The 15763-nt window shown below is 70.4% G+C and carries 12 protein-coding genes; 3 read left to right on the forward strand and 9 right to left on the reverse strand.

Annotated elements, in window-relative coordinates:
- Positions 1-463 precede the first annotated feature (463 nt).
- The 3 genes from OG780_RS39565 to katG form a co-directional block, all read right to left on the reverse strand.
- Positions 464-1138, reverse strand: a complete 675-nt coding sequence (locus OG780_RS39565) for a DUF4232 domain-containing protein (RefSeq protein WP_328456491.1) — start codon at positions 1136-1138, stop codon at positions 464-466.
- Between the two features lie 471 nt (positions 1139-1609).
- On the reverse strand, positions 1610-3010 hold the full coding sequence (gene lpdA / locus OG780_RS39570; protein WP_328456493.1) for a dihydrolipoyl dehydrogenase: 1401 nt from the start codon (positions 3008-3010) through the stop codon (positions 1610-1612).
- A 155-nt stretch (positions 3011-3165) separates the two neighbouring features.
- Positions 3166-5388, reverse strand: coding sequence for a catalase/peroxidase HPI (gene katG / locus OG780_RS39575; RefSeq protein WP_328456495.1), 2223 nt, complete (start codon positions 5386-5388; stop codon positions 3166-3168).
- 592 nt (positions 5389-5980) lie between these two features.
- Here katG and OG780_RS39580 point away from each other — a divergent pair.
- Positions 5981-6391: a Fur family transcriptional regulator gene (locus OG780_RS39580; protein WP_328456497.1), complete on the forward strand. Its 411-nt coding sequence runs from the start codon at positions 5981-5983 to the stop codon at positions 6389-6391.
- A 270-nt stretch (positions 6392-6661) separates the two neighbouring features.
- Positions 6662-7153, forward strand: a complete 492-nt coding sequence (locus tag OG780_RS39585; protein ID WP_328458703.1) for a GNAT family N-acetyltransferase — start codon at positions 6662-6664, stop codon at positions 7151-7153.
- On the opposite strand, the gene ligA is transcribed toward OG780_RS39585, so the two are convergent.
- Positions 7141-9234, reverse strand: coding sequence for an NAD-dependent DNA ligase LigA (gene ligA, locus OG780_RS39590; RefSeq protein ID WP_328456499.1), 2094 nt, complete (start codon positions 9232-9234; stop codon positions 7141-7143). The two genes, OG780_RS39585 and ligA, sit on opposite strands and share 13 nt — an antisense overlap.
- A gap of 355 nt (positions 9235-9589) precedes the next feature.
- On the opposite strand from ligA, the gene OG780_RS39595 reads away from it, so the two are divergent.
- Entirely contained in the window at positions 9590-10564 is a 975-nt protein-coding gene (locus OG780_RS39595) for a helix-turn-helix domain-containing protein (RefSeq protein ID WP_328456501.1), read from the forward strand.
- Positions 10565-10591: 27 nt separating this feature from the next.
- Here OG780_RS39595 and OG780_RS39600 read toward each other — a convergent pair whose 3' ends face one another.
- From OG780_RS39600 to OG780_RS39620, 5 genes are all read right to left on the reverse strand, one after another.
- Entirely contained in the window at positions 10592-10966 is a 375-nt protein-coding gene (locus tag OG780_RS39600; protein ID WP_443062349.1) for an ArsR/SmtB family transcription factor, read from the reverse strand.
- A gap of 279 nt (positions 10967-11245) precedes the next feature.
- Positions 11246-11620 carry a hypothetical protein gene (locus tag OG780_RS39605; protein WP_326789871.1) on the reverse strand — a complete coding sequence of 125 codons (375 nt, stop codon included), beginning with the start codon at positions 11618-11620 and terminating at the stop codon, positions 11246-11248.
- A 171-nt stretch (positions 11621-11791) separates the two neighbouring features.
- Positions 11792-13792: an acetoacetate--CoA ligase gene (locus OG780_RS39610; RefSeq protein WP_328456506.1), complete on the reverse strand. Its 2001-nt coding sequence runs from the start codon at positions 13790-13792 to the stop codon at positions 11792-11794.
- A gap of 29 nt (positions 13793-13821) precedes the next feature.
- A complete protein-coding gene (locus tag OG780_RS39615) occupies positions 13822-14400 on the reverse strand; it encodes an RBBP9/YdeN family alpha/beta hydrolase (RefSeq protein ID WP_328456508.1) in 579 nt (192 codons plus the stop codon).
- Entirely contained in the window at positions 14397-15749 is a 1353-nt protein-coding gene (locus OG780_RS39620; RefSeq protein ID WP_328456510.1) for an MFS transporter, read from the reverse strand. The genes OG780_RS39615 and OG780_RS39620 overlap by 4 nt, the downstream gene beginning before the upstream one ends.
- Between the last annotated feature and the right edge of the window lie 14 nt (positions 15750-15763).

A 15763-nucleotide genomic window follows, 5' to 3' on the forward strand; every position in this document is an offset into this window, starting at 1 on the left:
AAAACGTCAAAGTGCTGCTGGAGTATTAATACTCCAGCAGTGTTTCGTTGTCTGGCCTGGTCAGAGGCGTTGTCGAGAGTGCAGTTGGCTGATGGCGGGTCAGGGGTGGTGTTGGCCGACCGCCCTTGCGACGAGTGGATCGCCTCGCCGGCCCGGCCGAGTGCGTCGTCGTCCGCGCGGCGATTCGGCAGAGCTGTGCTGCTCCTTCTCGTGAGCGCCCGTCCTCGACGGTGAGCACGATGACGTACGTCAAGCAGGCCCACCGCCCCTCGGACCTTCCCGGAGCAGTACGGGGTGGCCCACTCGACCAGGGTGGGGGCAGGTCGAGTGCGGCAGAATTCGGAACCAACGCGACTCCTGGGCTTGGGGGTTGAGACTTCGAACACCTTCCCCAGCGGCACAGGAGCCTCGTGCGTTGCGGACATCGAGCCCGTCACCCGATCAGCGGCCATGCTGAAAGAGCTCAGTAGGTCAGCGCGTCCTCGGCGGTACCGAAGAAGCTGGTGACCTGGCTGTCGTTGACCGTGATGGGGCCATCGTTGACAGGAACGGTCGTCGGGCTCTCGGAAGCGGTGAGTGCCACCTCCACCTTGTCTGTGCTCTTGCCACCCGCGGTGTCGGCGCGCGAGAACATGATCCCGGCATACGCGCTCTCGCCGGGCTTCAGAATCCAGTCCTTGCCGTTGGGTCCCATGTGCCCGGCGGCGCCGTCGAGTCCCGGGATCGTGATCACCAGCTCGTTCCCCGACAGCAGACAGGGGTCGCTGCCCTTGTTGCTCGCGGTCAGCAAGGCGTGATTGACAGGCCTGGACGCGACGGTGACGTTGTAGGTGAGGTCGGCCGTCTCGCACATGCCGACACCTCCGTCCTGATCGTCGTCGGCCCCGGGCTTCGGCGACGACGGCGGGGTGCTGGGGCTGCCGGAGGACTTCCCGCTGCCGCCGCCACCGTCACCCGGGTCGGCCGACGAGGGCGTGTCGGTGCCCTCGTCCGTACCCGTGGCGGAAGGGCTCGCGTGCGTGCCCGGGGTGGTTACGTCGTTCTCGGCGTCACCGTTGCATGCGGTCAGGGCCAGGATGCCGATCGACAGAGCGGCGAGTGCGGCGGTGGTACGGCGTGAACGAGCTGTGTGAGCCATGAGAAGTCCCCCGGGATTCGGAATGTCCCGGTGATCGTGCCTCATGGGAGCGGTGCCGCCGCCTGATCGCACCGAGCGGGAGCGGTCTTCGAACAGGTTCGTGACATTGTGACGGTGGCCGTGGCGAGGGAGTACCCGGCGTCGAGCGGTGGCCGTACACGCGGCCGGCCCGGTTCGGCGAGGCCTGAGCAGGGGGTGGGCGGTGACGCGATGCCGGTTGGCTCAGCCCTCGACGACGGTGTTGTGGCAACTGAAACAGACGGGACCGTTGCCGAGCGTCGTTCCGGCCGACGCGGTGACCTGCCACGATGAGTGACCGGCGGTCGCCGGCCTGTGCGAATGGCCTTTCGGCTGTTTCGCGCTCGTGCCGGTTGATGGGGCCGGAAGTCCAGAAAAGTCCCAGGGACGCCGCCGCACCCCTTCCTGGCTCGCTGCGCTGCAGGTCGGAAGGGGCGCGGCGGCATTCACCCGTCACATGTTGATCATGTGGCCGGCCAGCCCGTGCACGGCCTCCTTGACCGCCTCGCCCAGCGTCGGGTGCCCGTGCACATTGCGTGCGACCTCGTGGACCGTCAGGTCCCACTGCTGAGCGAGCGTCAACTCCGGCAGCAGTTCGGTGACTTCAGGGCCGATCAGATGCGCGCCGAGGAGTTCGCCGTAGCGCGCGTCGCTGAGGATCTTGACGAATCCCGCCGTCTCGCCCAGGCCGTGGGCCTTTCCGTTCGCCGTGAAGGGGAACTTCGCCACCTTGACGTCGAAGCCCCTCTCGCGTGCCTGCGCCTCGGTCCAGCCGAAACTGGCGATCTGCGGCTGGCAGTAGGTCGCCCGCGGGATCATGACGTAGTCGAGTTCCATGGTCTCCGCGTCGGCGATCGTCTCCGCGGCGACGATGCCCATCGACTCGGCGGCGTGGGCCAGCATCAGCTTCGCCGTCACGTCTCCGATGGCGTAGATGTGCGGCACGCTCGTTCGGCACCGGCCGTCGATGTCGATCGCACCGCGGTCGGTCAGCTTCACACCGGTGTTCTCCAGGCCGTAGCCCTGTACGCGAGGCTGGAACCCGATCGCCTGGAGCACCTTGCCGGCTTCCAGCGTCTGCCGCTGCCCGCCCGTGGTCACCATGACCTTGACCTTGTCCCCGGAGTCGTCGATCGCCTCGACACGGGTGGAGGTCAGCACGTTGACGCCGAGCCGCTTGTAGCGGCGGGACAGTTCGGCGGAGACCTCCTCGTCCTCCAACGGGACGATCCGGTCGAGGAATTCGACGAGGGTGACCTGGACGCCGTAGTTGTGGAGCACGTAGGCGAACTCCACGCCGATGGCGCCGGCGCCCGCGATGACGATGCTGTCCGGGAGGGTGTCCGAAAGGATCTGCTCCTCGTACGTCACCACACGCTCGCTCAGCGAGGTTCCGGGGAGCAGCTTGGTGGTGGCGCCGGCGGCGACGATGCAGTTGCCGAAAGTGACCGTCTCCGTGCCACCGTCGGCCAGGGCGACGTCGAGCGTGTGGTCGTCGCGGAAGGTGCCACGGCCGCTGTACTGGGTGATCTTGTTCTTCTTCATCAGGTAGTGGACGCCCTTGACGCGTCCGTCCGCCACCTTGCGACTGCGGGTGAAGGCCGCTCCGTAGTCGAAGCTCACCTCCCCGTTCACCTGGATACCGAAGGTCTTGGCCTCCTGGGTGAAGATGTGGGCGAGCTCCGCGTTGCGCAGCAGCGCCTTCGACGGGATGCACCCCACGTTGAGACACACACCGCCCCAGTACTTCTCCTCGATGATCGCCGTGCTGAGTCCGAGCTGGGCGGCCCGGATCGCCGCGACATATCCTCCCGGGCCGGCGCCCAGGACCACCACGTCAAAGTGTGAGCTCATGACCTTCAGCCTAGAACGCCACCGCCCCCGGCGGCGCGACGGGCGCGGCCGGGAACGCCGCGGCCTTTCACGCAGGGGAACGCGTACGGGCCAGCCCCCGCGGGGACCGGCCCGTACGTCAGGCCGTGTCGGGCGGCGTCAGGCGCCGCCCGACCTCAGACGAGGTCGAACCGGTCCAGGTTCATGACCTTGTCCCAGGCGGCGACGAAGTCCTTGACGAACTTGGCCTGGGCGTCGTCGCTCGCGTAGACCTCGGCGAGCGCGCGCAGTTCGGAGTTCGAGGCGAAGACGAGGTCGGCACGCGTGCCGGTCCACTTGACCTCGCCGGTGGTGTCGTCGCGGCCCTCGAAGGTGGTCGCGTCCTCCGACGTCGCCTTCCACGTCGTGCCCAGGTCGAGCAGGTTGACGAAGAAGTCGTTGGTGAGCTTGCCGGGGGTCGCGGTGAGGACACCGTGCGAGGACTGCCCGTGGTTCGCGCCCAGGGCACGCAGACCGCCGACGAGGACGGTGAGTTCCGGGGCGCTCAGGGTCAGCAGGTTCGCCCGGTCGAGCAGCAGGTACTCGGCCGGCAGCCGGTTGCCCTTCCCGAGGTAGTTGCGGAAGCCGTCCGAGGTCGGCTCCAGCGCGGCGAAGGACTCCGCGTCGGTCTGCTCGTCCGTCGCGTCCACACGGCCCGGGGTGAAGGGCACCTGGACGTCGTGACCGGCGTCCTCGGCGGCCTTCTCGACCGCGGCGACGCCGCCGAGGACGATCAGGTCGGCCAGCGAGACGTGCTTGTCACCGGAGTTGAAGTCACGCTGGACACCCTCCAGCGTGCGCAGCACCGTCGCCAGCGTGTCGGGGTCGTTGGCCTCCCAGCCGCGCTGCGGCTCCAGACGGATGCGGCCGCCGTTGGCGCCGCCTCGCTTGTCGCTGCCGCGGAACGTCGAGGCCGACGCCCAGGCGGTGAAGGCGAGCTGCGCGACCGTCAGGTCCGAGCCGAGGATCTTCGCCTTGAGGGCGCTGATGTCGTCGGCTCCGATGACCTCGCCCTCCGCCTCCGGCAGCGGGTCCTGCCACAGCAGCGTCTCCTCCGGGACCTCCGGGCCGAGGTAGAGGGACTTCGGGCCCATGTCACGGTGGGTCAGCTTGTACCAGGCCCGCGCGAAGGCGTCCGCGAACTCGGCGGGGTTCTCGTGGAAGCGGCGGGAGATCGGACCGTAGATCGGGTCGAAGCGCAGCGACAGGTCCGTCGTGAGCATCGAGGGAGCGATCTTCTTGGCCGGGTCGTGCGCGGCCGGGACGGTGCCCTCGCCCGCGCCGTCCTTCGGCTTCCACTGGTTGGCGCCCGCGGGGCTCTGGGTCAGCTCCCACTCGTAGCCGAAGAGGTTGTCGAAGAAGCCGTTGCTCCACTGGGTGGGCGTGGTGGTCCAGGTGACCTCCAGGCCGGAGGTGATGGCGTCGGCGCCCTTTCCGGTGCCGTAGGTGCTCTTCCAGCCCAGACCCTGCGACTCGATCGGGGCGGCCTCGGGGTCGTCGCCGACGCTCTCCGCCGGGCCGGCGCCGTGGGTCTTGCCGAAGGTGTGACCGCCCGCGATCAGGGCGACCGTCTCCTCGTCGTTCATCGCCATGCGGCGGAACGTCTCACGGATGTCGCGGGCCGCGGCGATCGGGTCCGGGTTGCCGTTCGGGCCCTCGGGGTTGACGTAGATGAGGCCCATCTGGACGGCGCCGAGCGGGTTCTCCAGCTCACGGTCGCCGGTGTAGCGCTGGTCGTCGAGCCAGACGTTCTCGGGACCCCAGTACACGTCCTCCTCGGACTCCCACACGTCCTCGCGGCCGCCGGCGAAGCCGAAGGTGTCGAAGCCCATCTGCTCCAGGGCGACGTTGCCGGTGAGGATCATGAGGTCGGCCCAGGAGAGGCTCTGGCCGTACTTCTTCTTGACGGGCCACAGCAGACGGCGGGCCTTGTCCAGGTTGACGTTGTCCGGCCAGCTGTTGAGGGGGGCGAAGCGCTGCTGTCCGGCACCGGCGCCGCCGCGGCCGTCGCTGATGCGGTAGGTGCCCGCGCTGTGCCAGGCCATACGGATCATGAAGGGGCCGTAGTTGCCGAAGTCGGCGGGCCACCAGTCCTGCGAGGTCGTGAGCACCTCGGCGATGTCCTGCTTCACCGCGGCGAGGTCGAGGGCCTCGAAGGCCGCGGCGTAGTCGAAGTCCTCGCCGAGCGGGTTGGCCACGGCGGGGTTCTTGGCGAGGATCTTCAGGTTGAGGCGCTCCGGCCACCACTGTCGGTTTCCGCCGCCCTGGGTCGGGTGCGGAGCGCGGTCGTGCGCGACCGGGCAGCCGCCCGCGGCCTCGGTTTTCGCGTCGGTGACGATCGCGTCGTGGTTCTCAGACATGGGAATCCTTCCGGATGGGCCGATCTCGGTGCTCAGCGACTGCGGGTGGGGGGAGCGGCCGGGGCGGGGCCCCGGCGACCGGCCCCGGAACCGTCGACCGAGTCGACGGGGAGGCCGTTCTTTTCGGACGATAACGGGCAAAGGGGGTGGCCAGCCGTGCGGCCGGGAGCGGGGACGCCGTACACGGCTCGCGCCGGACCGGCTGGACCGGTCCGATACGGGGTACGCATCCCGCCACGGTGGGCGGACGGAGGGCTGTGTGCGACGTACGGGCAGGTGCGGCGCCGGGTCGCCCGTCCCGGTGGCGATCGCGTCGTCGCCGAGACGGTCCCGGGGTCCGGGAGGGTCCCGGGCTGCGTGTCATGGCGGCCGTCACACGCAGGCCGGCGCCGCGTGGTTCCACGGCGGTGGTCCCGACATCTGTGTCTCTCCTGCTCGTACCGAAGTCTTCTTGTCCCTTGGCCAGTGCCAAAACCGATCCTACGATGGACAGAGTCCAAGTCAAGAAGAACACCAGACCCATATTCGATCGGACCCAGGATGCACACCGATAAACTGCGGGTTCCCACCGATCCTGAAAAGGTGAACCGATATGAGTGACCTGCTGGAGCGACTGCGAGGACGTGGCTGGCGGATGACTTCCCAGCGGCGCGTCGTTGCGGAGGTCCTCGACGGTGATCATGTGCATCTCACGGCCGACGAGGTGCATGCCCGTGCGGCCGAACGGCTGCCCGAGATCTCCCGGGCGACCGTCTACAACGCGCTGGGGGAGCTGGTCTCGCTCGGCGAGGTCATCGAGGTCTCCACCGACGGCCGCGCCAAACGCTACGACCCCAACGCGCACCGGCCGCACCAGCATCTGGTGTGCTCCGCCTGCGGCACCGTCCGTGACGTCCACCCGACCGGCGACCCGCTGGCCGACCTTCCGGCGACGGAACGATTCGGGTTCACCGTGGCCGCCGCGGAGGTCACCTATCGGGGGCTGTGCCCTTCGTGCGTCTAGGCTCCGCCTGGATCCCGGCAGACGGCAGACGGCAGACGGCAGAGCGGACAGTCGATGGCCGACGGCGGATCGCCGAGGCGGACGCTCGACGGCGGACTGGGGCCGACGGCCGGTCGGCGGACTCGTCGGCGGTGATCCTTTCGGTGACCGGCCCTGTGGCGGGCCATCCACGCGGCCTAGGCTTCCGCCGTGAACAGCACCCAGCGGGACATCTCACGGTCGATACGGATCCGGCCGGGCGACCCGGCCGACGCACCCGCCGTTCTGGACATGCTCGATGGAGCGGTGGTCTGGATGAACGCCCGGGGCAACACCGAGCAGTGGGGTACGACCCCGTACTCGGGGACGGCGAACGGGGCGGAGCGCGTCCGGCGGTACATGGCCGAGAACGCGCCCTTCGTCGCGGAGGCCGACGGAACACCCGTCGGGGCCCTGGTCCTCGACACCGGGCCCAGCCCGCAGATGCCGATCGAGCCCGCCGCGGAACCCGAGCGGTACGTCCGGCTGCTGGTGTCCGACCGCCGGTACGCCGGCCGCGGCATCGGGGCCGCGCTCCTGGCCCACGCCGCCGAGGAGACACGGCGGGCCGGAGTCGAACTGCTGCGGGTCGACTGCTGGGCGGGCGGCGGGGGCGAACTGGTCGCGTTCTACGAGCGCCAGGGATTCACCCCCGCCGAGCGATTCCTGTCCGGGACCTGGCCGGGCCAGGTGCTGGCCCGGCGGATCGTCGTGCCGCGTGAGCCGAGCGATCAGGCGAGGTAGTCGGCGACGAGTTCGGCGAACTCCTCCGGCGCCGCGAGTCTGATCCCCAGGGTCTCGGCCTTGGCGCGCTTGGACCCGGCGCCCTCGCCCGCCACGACCAGGGCCGTCTTCTTCGACACGCTGGAGGAGGAACGGCCGCCGGCGCGCTCGATGAGCTCGTTCATCTGGTTGCGGCTGAGCTGCTCCAGAGCCCCGGTCATCGCACCCGTGACCACCACCGTCATCCCGGCCAGCGGCCCGCCGGCGCTCCCGCCCTCCTCCGCGTCCGGGCCGTCCTCGCCGGGCGCGGCGGGCGGGGTGGCCCCGGGCTCGGTCATGTTGACCCCCGCGGCAATGAGCCTGTCGATGAGCGGGGCCAGTTCGACCAGCTCCGCGACGATCGAGGGGGCCTTCTCCGTGCCGATGCCCTCGACCCGCTGCATCGTTTCCGCATCCGCCGCACGCACCTCGTCCATGGTGGCGAAGTACCGGGCGATGCGCCGGGACATGGAGCGGCCGGTACCGCGGACACCGAGCGCGCACAGCACCCGTGACAGCGGCCGGCCCTTGGCCGCCTCGATCGCCGCCAGGAGGTTGTCCGTGCTGGTCTCACCCATCCGCTCCAGACCGAGGAGCTGCTCGCGGGTCAGGCTGAACAGCCCGGCGAGATCGGCGACCAGACCGCTCTCGACGAGCTGGACGACCCGCGTGTGACCGAGGCCCTCGATGTCGAGCTGGTCGCGGCCCGCCGCGTACGAGAGCGCGGCGACGAGATGGCAGTTGCGGCCCTGCTCGCAGCGCCACCGCTGCTCGCTGGTGTCGATCGCGGATCCGCAGTTCGGGCACGTCTCGGGGAAGGCGATGGGCTGTTCCTCGCCGGTCCGCAGATGGGCGACGGGCGCTTCGATCCGCGGGATGACGTCACCGGCGCGGTGGACCATCACGTGGTCGCCCAGCCGCAGATCGCGGCGCGTGATGTCCGCCGGGTTGTGGAGGGTGGCGTACGTGATGGTCGAGCCGTCGATCTCGACCGGCTCCAGCACGCCGCGCGGGGCGATGATGCCGGTGCGGCCCACGTTCCACTCGACCGCCAGCAGCCGGGTGATCTTCTCGACGGCCGGGAGCTTGTACGCGATCGCCCAGCGCGGCGCGCGGGAACCGGACCCGGCGGCCCGCTGGTCGGCCGCCAGGTCGGCCTTGACGACGATCCCGTCGATCCCGAACGGCAGCTCGGCGCGCAGCGCCCCGATCTCCTGGACGCGGGCCAGGACCTGCTCGGCGGTCGCCGCCGTGATCCCGGGGACGGCCGTGCTCGCGGTGGTGTTCACGCCCAACTCGGCCGCCCGCGCCATGAGTTCGCTGTGCGCGAGCTCGCCCAGCCGTGCGGCCTCCTCGGCCTCGGTGCCGGACACCGGCAGCAGGCTGTAGCCGAAGAAGGTCATCGGCACCGTGTAGGCGCGCTCCTTGGCGCGCAGCGTGCCCGCCGCGGCGTTGCGCGGGTTCGCGAACGGCTGCCCGCCGTGCGCGGTGCGCACCTCGTTGGCGTGCTCGAACTGCGCCGTCGTCATGAGGACTTCGCCGCGCACCTCCAGCGTGAGGGGCTCCGCGAGCTCGCCGGGCAGGCCCTCGATCGTCCCGATCGCGTGCGACACGTCCTCACCGGCCGTGCCGTCCCCACGGGTGATCAGCCGGGTGAGCCGGCCCTGGTGGTAGCGCGCCGCGATGGCCAGGCCGTCGAGCTTCGGTTCGACGCTGTACCGCTCCACCTCGTGACCGGTCCGCCGGGCCAGCGACGCCGTCCAGGCGGTGAACTCCTCGGGCGAGAAGACATTGTCCAGGCTCAGCATCGGCACCGTGTGCGGGACGTCCCCCTCGACGGCGCCGCCCGCGACCTTCCCGGTCGGCGAGTCGGGCAGCACCTGATCGGGATGCTCGGCCTCCCAGGCGGCGATGCCGCGCACGAGCCGGTCGTACGCGTCGTCGTCCAGCACGGACGTGCCGCCCTCGTAGTAGGCGGCCGACGCCTTCAACGCGTCCTCGACCGCCTGCGCGTAGGCGACGGCATCCACGATCACTGCAACAGGTGTTGTCATACCCGTCATCCTGCCTGCCACCACTGACAATGCCCTCCGGAGCAGGCCTGGAGGCTGTGAGCGCGGTCGCTGCGGACACCCCCGCGCAGGGCCCGTCTCCTACGACGACGGCCGTCACCGGCGTACGGGGCGCCCGGACCCTGCGGCCACCGGCCACTGGACCGCCCGATTCGACGCCCCTCACCAGTGATTCGCGTCTCTCAAGGCCCGCACTTGGGACGATGCGGGCAACAGCGTCACGCGGGAGGTGACACGGGCCTACGGCTTGAAGTAGACCTTGGAGGAACCGTGAGTTCGGGCAGGCCACGGGTTTCGCAGCCCCCGTCCCGTCCGGCGTCACTACGCCGACTTCAAGGAGTGGCCCATGCTCGCCGCGCTCGGTCTCGGTCCGGCCGAGGAGGAGGTCTACCGCCTTCTGGTGGCCCGGGGACGGGCTGCCGTCCATGAACTGGCCGCCGACGGTGGCCGCCCCGAGTCCGAGGTGCGTGAAGTCCTCACCGATCTGGCCGGACGCGGTCTCGTCGTGCGTCTGGCGAGCGAGGGCGCGGTCACCAGGTATCTCGCGGCACCCCCCGCGGTGGCGCTGGGCGGGGAACTTCGGCGGCGTCGCGACGAGTTGAGCGCGGCGGAGCACGCGGTGCTCACTCTCGCGGAGCAGCACCGCACGGGTGCCGAGGGCGGCGCGGTGGAAGTGATCAGCGACATCGACGCGGTTCGCCATCGGTTCAGACAGCTCCAGGAGTCCGCCCGGCAACAAGTGCGGGCGATGATGGTGCCCGAACAGACCGTTGTGTCGCGCAGCGACAACGTCGCGGAGGGGGCCGGCGTCCGGCGTGGCGTGCTCTACCGGACGATCTTGCACCGGGAGGCGCTGACCGAGCCCGGAGCGCTGGCCCAGGCCCTCGGGGCGCTCGAAGCCGGACAGCAGGTCAGGGTCGCCGACGCCGTGCCGGTCAAACTCATGATCGCGGACCACGAACTGGCGATGCTTCCCCTGTTCAGCGGCCGCAACACCGCGGCCGCCTCGGTGCTGGTGCACGTCGGCGGGCTGTTGGACGCGCTGGTCGCCTATTTCGAACTGGCCTGGGAGCAGGCGTACCCGCTGTCGCCGCACACGGCGGGCGACGGCGTCGCCGAGCAACGCGCGGACGCCATAGACGCGTTCGACGCCCGGATGCTCGCCCTGGTCCTCGCGGGACTCACCGACCAGGCGGTCGGTGCGCGCCTCGGCGTCTCCCGCCGCACGGTACAGCGGCGCATCGGTGAACTCATGACGCGGGCAGGTGCGGAGAGCCGTATCCAGCTCGGCTGGCACGCCGCGCGCAGGGGGTGGGCCTGACGGCCCGGCAGAAGGCCCTCCCGGGTGTCAGCGCCCCCGGACCGCGGGTGAGGGCCGTACGGACCGGGTGACGACGAGGTCCGGCTCACGCGGACCGGGAGGCAGGCCCGTGCCGACGTCCGCCTGGCGCAGCTCGGCCAGCAACTCGGTCTGTCCGGCGAGCAGTTCGGTGAGGATGCGGCGGGCGGCGCGCAGCAGTTCGGCGACATCGCCGCCCGCCAGGGCGTAACTGACGGTCGATCCCTCGCGGATCGACACCACGATCCCCGAGCGGCGCAGCACGGCCAGTTGCTGCGAGAGGTTGGAGGGTTCGACCTCGATCTTGCTGAGCAGGTCGCGCACCGAGACGGGTCCGCTCTGCAGCAGTTCCAGGACCCGGATGCGCACCGGGTGTCCGAGCATGCGGAAGAACTCGGCCTTGGCCTGGTAGAGGGGAACCTGCCTGGTCAAAATCGTTCGCTCCCTGCCGCCTGGGGACGGTCTGTTGCTCCGGCTGGTGCGGTGGCTCTCCGCTGCTCCGGCTGGTGCGGTGGCTTCCGAGCGTCCGCCGCGAGCGGTGCCGTAAGGACCGATCCTGGCGGCTCCGCCTCCGCATGCCCACGTGATTGAGCTGATCTGGATGTACCCAATTGAAGAAGTCTTCAAGTCGTGGGCATGCGAAGGCGCGGAGAACGTGGCTGTCTACACCTCTAGTTCGGCTTCGATGCGTGCGAGCTGGTGGCGGGCCATGGCCAGGTTCGAGGTCGCCTTGTTGAGCACGAGGTACAGGAACAGTCCGTTGCCGTTGCGGCCCGTGAGTGGCCGGATCACGTGGTACTGGTTCTCGAGCGTGATGAGCACGTCCTCGATCTTGCTCTTGAGCCCGAGGTGTTCCATCGTGCGCACCTTGGCCCGGACCACGTCGGTGTTGCCGGCCGCGGCGACGTTCAGGTCGAGGTCCTTGCCGCCCCCCAGCGTGCCCAGTGCCATGCCGCTCGTGTAGTCGACGAGGGCCACGCCCAGCGAGCCCTCGATCGACGTCATCGTCTCCTTGAGGGAGATCTCCACATTTGCCATACCGATGTCTCCTTCGGGTCACCGCGCGGACGGAGGAGTTCCCGACCGGCCGGTGACTCGGACCCTACGGACCGTCCGCGACGCGCGGCCGGGTTGTTTCGGGACTGGCGGAAGGAGCGTCGAAAGGCGTACGGGATGACAGATAGGTGATCACCGGTGACCAGTTGTTGATCACGGATGGCGCCCGGCGCCCCCTGTACCGGTGGCCGCGAACTCCGCGAACCACACCAGCATCTCCGGGTGCGTGATGGACCCCTCGCTGCTGACCTCGCCGGGGCGGGCGCCCTGGAGGACGCGTTTGACCGGGACCTCGAGCTTCTTGCCGGTGAGGGTGCGCGGGACGGCGGGGACCGGCACGATCACGTCGGGCACATGGCGCGGGGACAGCCGGCTCCTGATGGCCGTGGCGATGTGGCGGCGCAGGCCGTCGTCGAGCGCGGTTCCCTCGGCGGGTACGACGAACAGCGGCATGAAATAGGCGCCGTCGGGCTGTTCCACCCCGATGACGAGACTGTCGGCGATCTCCGGGAGCTGGTCGACGACGGCGTAGATGTCGGCGGAACCCATGCGCACACCCGAGCGGTTCAGGGTGGAGTCGGAGCGGCCCGCGACGACGACCGACAGGTCCGGGTCGATGGTGACCCAGTCACCGTGCCGCCACACCCCGGGGTAGGTGTCGAAGTAGCTGGCCCGGTAGCGGGCGCCGTCCGGATCACCGACGAAGCGCAGCGGCATGGACGGCAGCGGCGCGGTCACCACCAGCTCGCCCTGTTCGCCCGTCAGCGGCCGTCCCTCGGGGTCCCAGGAGGCCAGGGCGACACCGAGGGAGGGGGCCTGGATGCGGCCGACGCGGACGGGCAGCAGCGGGGTGCTTCCCGCGAGCACGGAGCAGACGTCCGTGCCGCCGCAGATGGACTGGAGCCGCACTCCGGGCGCCAGCCGGTCGTGGACCCAGCGCCAGGTGCTCGGCGGCAGGGTCGACCCGGTCTGCAGGACGGTCCGCAGCCGCCCGAGTCCGAACGTGTCCGCGGGACGCGTGTCCGCCTTCTCGGCGGCGGTGAGATAGGCGGCGCCCACGCCGAGCACGGTCGCACCGGTCCGTTCGGCGATCTCCCATGCGCCGTCGATTCCGGGATACGTCGGGCTGCCGTCGTACAGGACGACGGTGCTGCCGTGCAGCAGCCCTCCGACCAGGAAGTTCCACACCATCCAGCTGGTGGAGGTGATGAAGAGGTAGCGGTCGTCGGCGCGCAGGTCGACGCCCAGGCCCAGTGCCTTGAGCAGTTCGACCACGATGCCGCCGTGGCCCTGCACGATCCCCTTCGGTATCCCCGTGGTTCCCGACGACCACAGGATCCACAACGGGTGGTCGAAGGGCAGGTCGGCGAATTCCACCGGACCGTCCGCGGACGGCAGCGCGGACCAGGTGTGCTGGTGGACGTCGGGCCGGCCGGACCACGGATCCGCCGGGGTGTCGAAGACGTTCTCGACGGCGAGGATGTGGCGGACGGTGGGCAGCCCGTCCGCGAGTTCGGCGACCTCGGGGCGCCGGTCGTAGGTCTTGCCGCCGTAGCGGTATCCGTCCGCCGCCACGAGGACGGCGGGCCGTGCCTGGCGGAGCCGGGCGAGCACGCTGGGCGTGCCGAAGTCCGGGGAACAGGCCGTCCACACGGCGCCGACGGCGGCCGTGGCGAGCAGTGCCACCACGGTCTGGCGGAGGTTGGGGAGGTATCCGGCCACGCAGTCGCCGGGCTCCACGCCCATGCGGCGCAGCGCCGCCGCGACATCGGCGACCTGCCGGCGCAGCTCGCGCCAGGAGGTCTCCTCGGGGGTGCCGCCCTCGGTCAGACAGACGAGCGCGGGGCGGGCGTCCGTGGCCTGGGCGAAGCAGCGTTCGGCGAAGTTCAGCCGGGCGCCGGGGAACCAGTCGGCTCCCGGCATCGACGCCTCGCCCAGTACCTCGTCGTAGTCGGTGACCGCGTCCAGCCCGTAGAACTCCCACACCGCCGACCAGAATCCCGCGAGGTCGGTGGAACTCCACCGCCACAGCTCGGCGTAGTCGGAGAAGTGGAGTCCCCGTACTTCGCTCACCCAGTTCATGAAGCTCGCTGCGTTGGAGTCCTCCAACTCGCGGCGACCGGGGGACCACAGCAGGTCGGTGTCGGTGTTCATCGGGTGCCTTCCTGGGCTGGACGCGGCGTTCAGCCGGTTTCCACGTCGCGGAGCAGTTCTTCCGCGCGCGGCCACGGGCCGTAGCCGGACGCGGGGTTGAGATGGCCGACCTCGCCGAGTTCCACCAGGGCGCCGCCCCAGTCGCGGGCCAGTCCTGCGACCTGCTCGGCCGTGCCGAGGGGGTCGTTCGCGCTGGCGGCGACGACGCTGGGGAAGGGCAGCGGGGTCCGGGGTACCGGTGTCCAGCCGTGCTCGCCGAGTACTTCGGGTGTCGGATAACCCTCGGGGAGCGGGGTGTCGAAGTCCGGCGGCGTCACGAGCAGCGCTCCGCGCACCTGTGCCGTGTGCCCCTCGGCCCAGTGGACCGTGGTGATCACGCCGGCGCTGTGCGCGACGAGCACGACGGGGCCCTCGGCCTCCGAGACCACCTTGTCGAGCGCCGCCACGCGGGCCGCGCGGCTCAGGGAGTCCTCGGTGAGCGGCGGGACGGTGCGCACGGTGCGCCCGGCCTCCGTCAGCCGGTCCGCCAGCAGGGTCTGCCAGTGGTCCGCGACGTGATCGCGCAGCCCCGGGACGATCACGACGACCGGGTCGGTCCGGGTGCTCACGCGGTCACCACCGCGTCCTCCGGCTCCGGCGCCGGGGCGGGGGCGCCCGTCAGACGGAGCAGGTCACGCTCGTAGAAGTGGCGGCCGACCAGGAACGCGAGGGTGGCGCCGAGCGCGGCGAGCGGGATGACCCGCAGGGCGCCGAGCAGTCCCATGTGGTCGGCGAGCGCGCCCGTCACGGCGGGCCCGGGCGCCAGCCCGAGCAGGCTGTTGGCGAGGGTCAGGGTGGCGAAGGCCGTCGCGGAGATGGCCGCGGGGGTCAGGTTGGCCACCATGGCGGTCGCGGGACCGGCGGTGCCGGCCGACAGCAGGGCTCCGGCCGCCAGCACCGCGAGCTGGAGAGGTCCGGTCGGCAGCCGGAAGGCGGCCATGAGCAGGACGAGCGAGCCGATGCTGCACCCGATGGCGACCGCCCATTTGCGGATGGGGAACGCCCGGCTGACGCGGTCGGAGACGATGCCGCCGCCGATCATGCCGACGCCGATGACGAGGATGAAGACGCCGGCGGTAGCACCCGCCTTGGCGGTGGGCATGTCGTAGTAGCGGTTGAAGAAGCTGGGCAGCCAGGCCATCAGGGAGGCGGCGATGAACAGTTGGAGACCGCTGCCCACATAGGCGCTGATCACCGACACGGAGGAGAACAGCCGGGGCAGCAGCACGCGCAGCCGGCCCTGTGGTCCGGGACCGGGACCGGTGTCGGTGGAACCGGCTTCCGGCGTCAGCCTCTTCTCGGTGACGACGATCCCGTAGACCGCGGCCAGGACCAGACCGAAGATGCCCATGACGCCGAACGCCCAGCGCCAGCCGAGGTGTTCGGCGACGGCGCCGCCGATCGACACGCCGAGGACCGAACCGAAGGCACCGCCCGCTATGAAGGCACCGGAGAGGGTGGCGCGCAGACCGATCGGGAAGATGCTCAGGACGACGGCGATGCCGACGCTTCCGTACGCCGCCTCACCGATGCCGACGAAGAGCCGGCCGACGAGCATCTGGTCGTAGCTCGCGGAGACCGCGCAGCCCAGGGTCGCCACGCTCCACATCGCCGCGGCCAGCAGCAGGCTCTTCACCCGGCCCCAGCGGTCGGCCATCAGCGACATGGGGAACGTGAGCAGGCCGACCATGAGGGCGACGACGCTGCTGAGCGTGCCGAGCCTCGCGTCCGAGAGCAGCCACTCGCTCTTGAGGTCGGGGAAGACGGCGTTGAGGACCTGCCGGGACATGTAGTCGGACAGCAGCAGGCCGAAACTGAGGGCGAAGACCACCCAGGCGTAGCGTCGGGACACGGGCCATCCGGACGAGGCGGTCGTGTCCGTCTCGGGGATGGGCCCAGCAGTGGTGTGCAACTCCATTGTCATCACCTCAC

It is taken from the genome of Streptomyces sp. NBC_00386, from assembly GCF_036063235.1.
GTDB lineage: Bacteria > Actinomycetota > Actinomycetes > Streptomycetales > Streptomycetaceae > Streptomyces.

What these genes read in the sequence shown, in the direction of transcription:
- OG780_RS39565 (WP_328456491.1), bottom strand. Translation starts at nt 1,138, where the DNA reads ATGGCTCACACAGCTCGTTCACGCCGTACCACCGCCGCACTCGCCGCT.
- lpdA (WP_328456493.1), bottom strand. Translation starts at nt 3,010, where the DNA reads ATGAGCTCACACTTTGACGTGGTGGTCCTGGGCGCCGGCCCGGGAGGA.
- katG (WP_328456495.1), bottom strand. Translation starts at nt 5,388, where the DNA reads ATGTCTGAGAACCACGACGCGATCGTCACCGACGCGAAAACCGAGGCC.
- OG780_RS39580 (WP_328456497.1), top strand. Translation starts at nt 5,981, where the DNA reads ATGAGTGACCTGCTGGAGCGACTGCGAGGACGTGGCTGGCGGATGACT.
- OG780_RS39585 (WP_328458703.1), top strand. Translation starts at nt 6,662, where the DNA reads ATGCTCGATGGAGCGGTGGTCTGGATGAACGCCCGGGGCAACACCGAG.
- ligA (WP_328456499.1), bottom strand. Translation starts at nt 9,234, where the DNA reads ATGACGGGTATGACAACACCTGTTGCAGTGATCGTGGATGCCGTCGCC.
- OG780_RS39595 (WP_328456501.1), top strand. Translation starts at nt 9,590, where the DNA reads ATGCTCGCCGCGCTCGGTCTCGGTCCGGCCGAGGAGGAGGTCTACCGC.
- OG780_RS39600 (WP_443062349.1), bottom strand. Translation starts at nt 10,966, where the DNA reads ATGCTCGGACACCCGGTGCGCATCCGGGTCCTGGAACTGCTGCAGAGC.
- OG780_RS39605 (WP_326789871.1), bottom strand. Translation starts at nt 11,620, where the DNA reads ATGGCAAATGTGGAGATCTCCCTCAAGGAGACGATGACGTCGATCGAG.
- OG780_RS39610 (WP_328456506.1), bottom strand. Translation starts at nt 13,792, where the DNA reads ATGAACACCGACACCGACCTGCTGTGGTCCCCCGGTCGCCGCGAGTTG.
- OG780_RS39620 (WP_328456510.1), bottom strand. Translation starts at nt 15,749, where the DNA reads ATGGAGTTGCACACCACTGCTGGGCCCATCCCCGAGACGGACACGACC.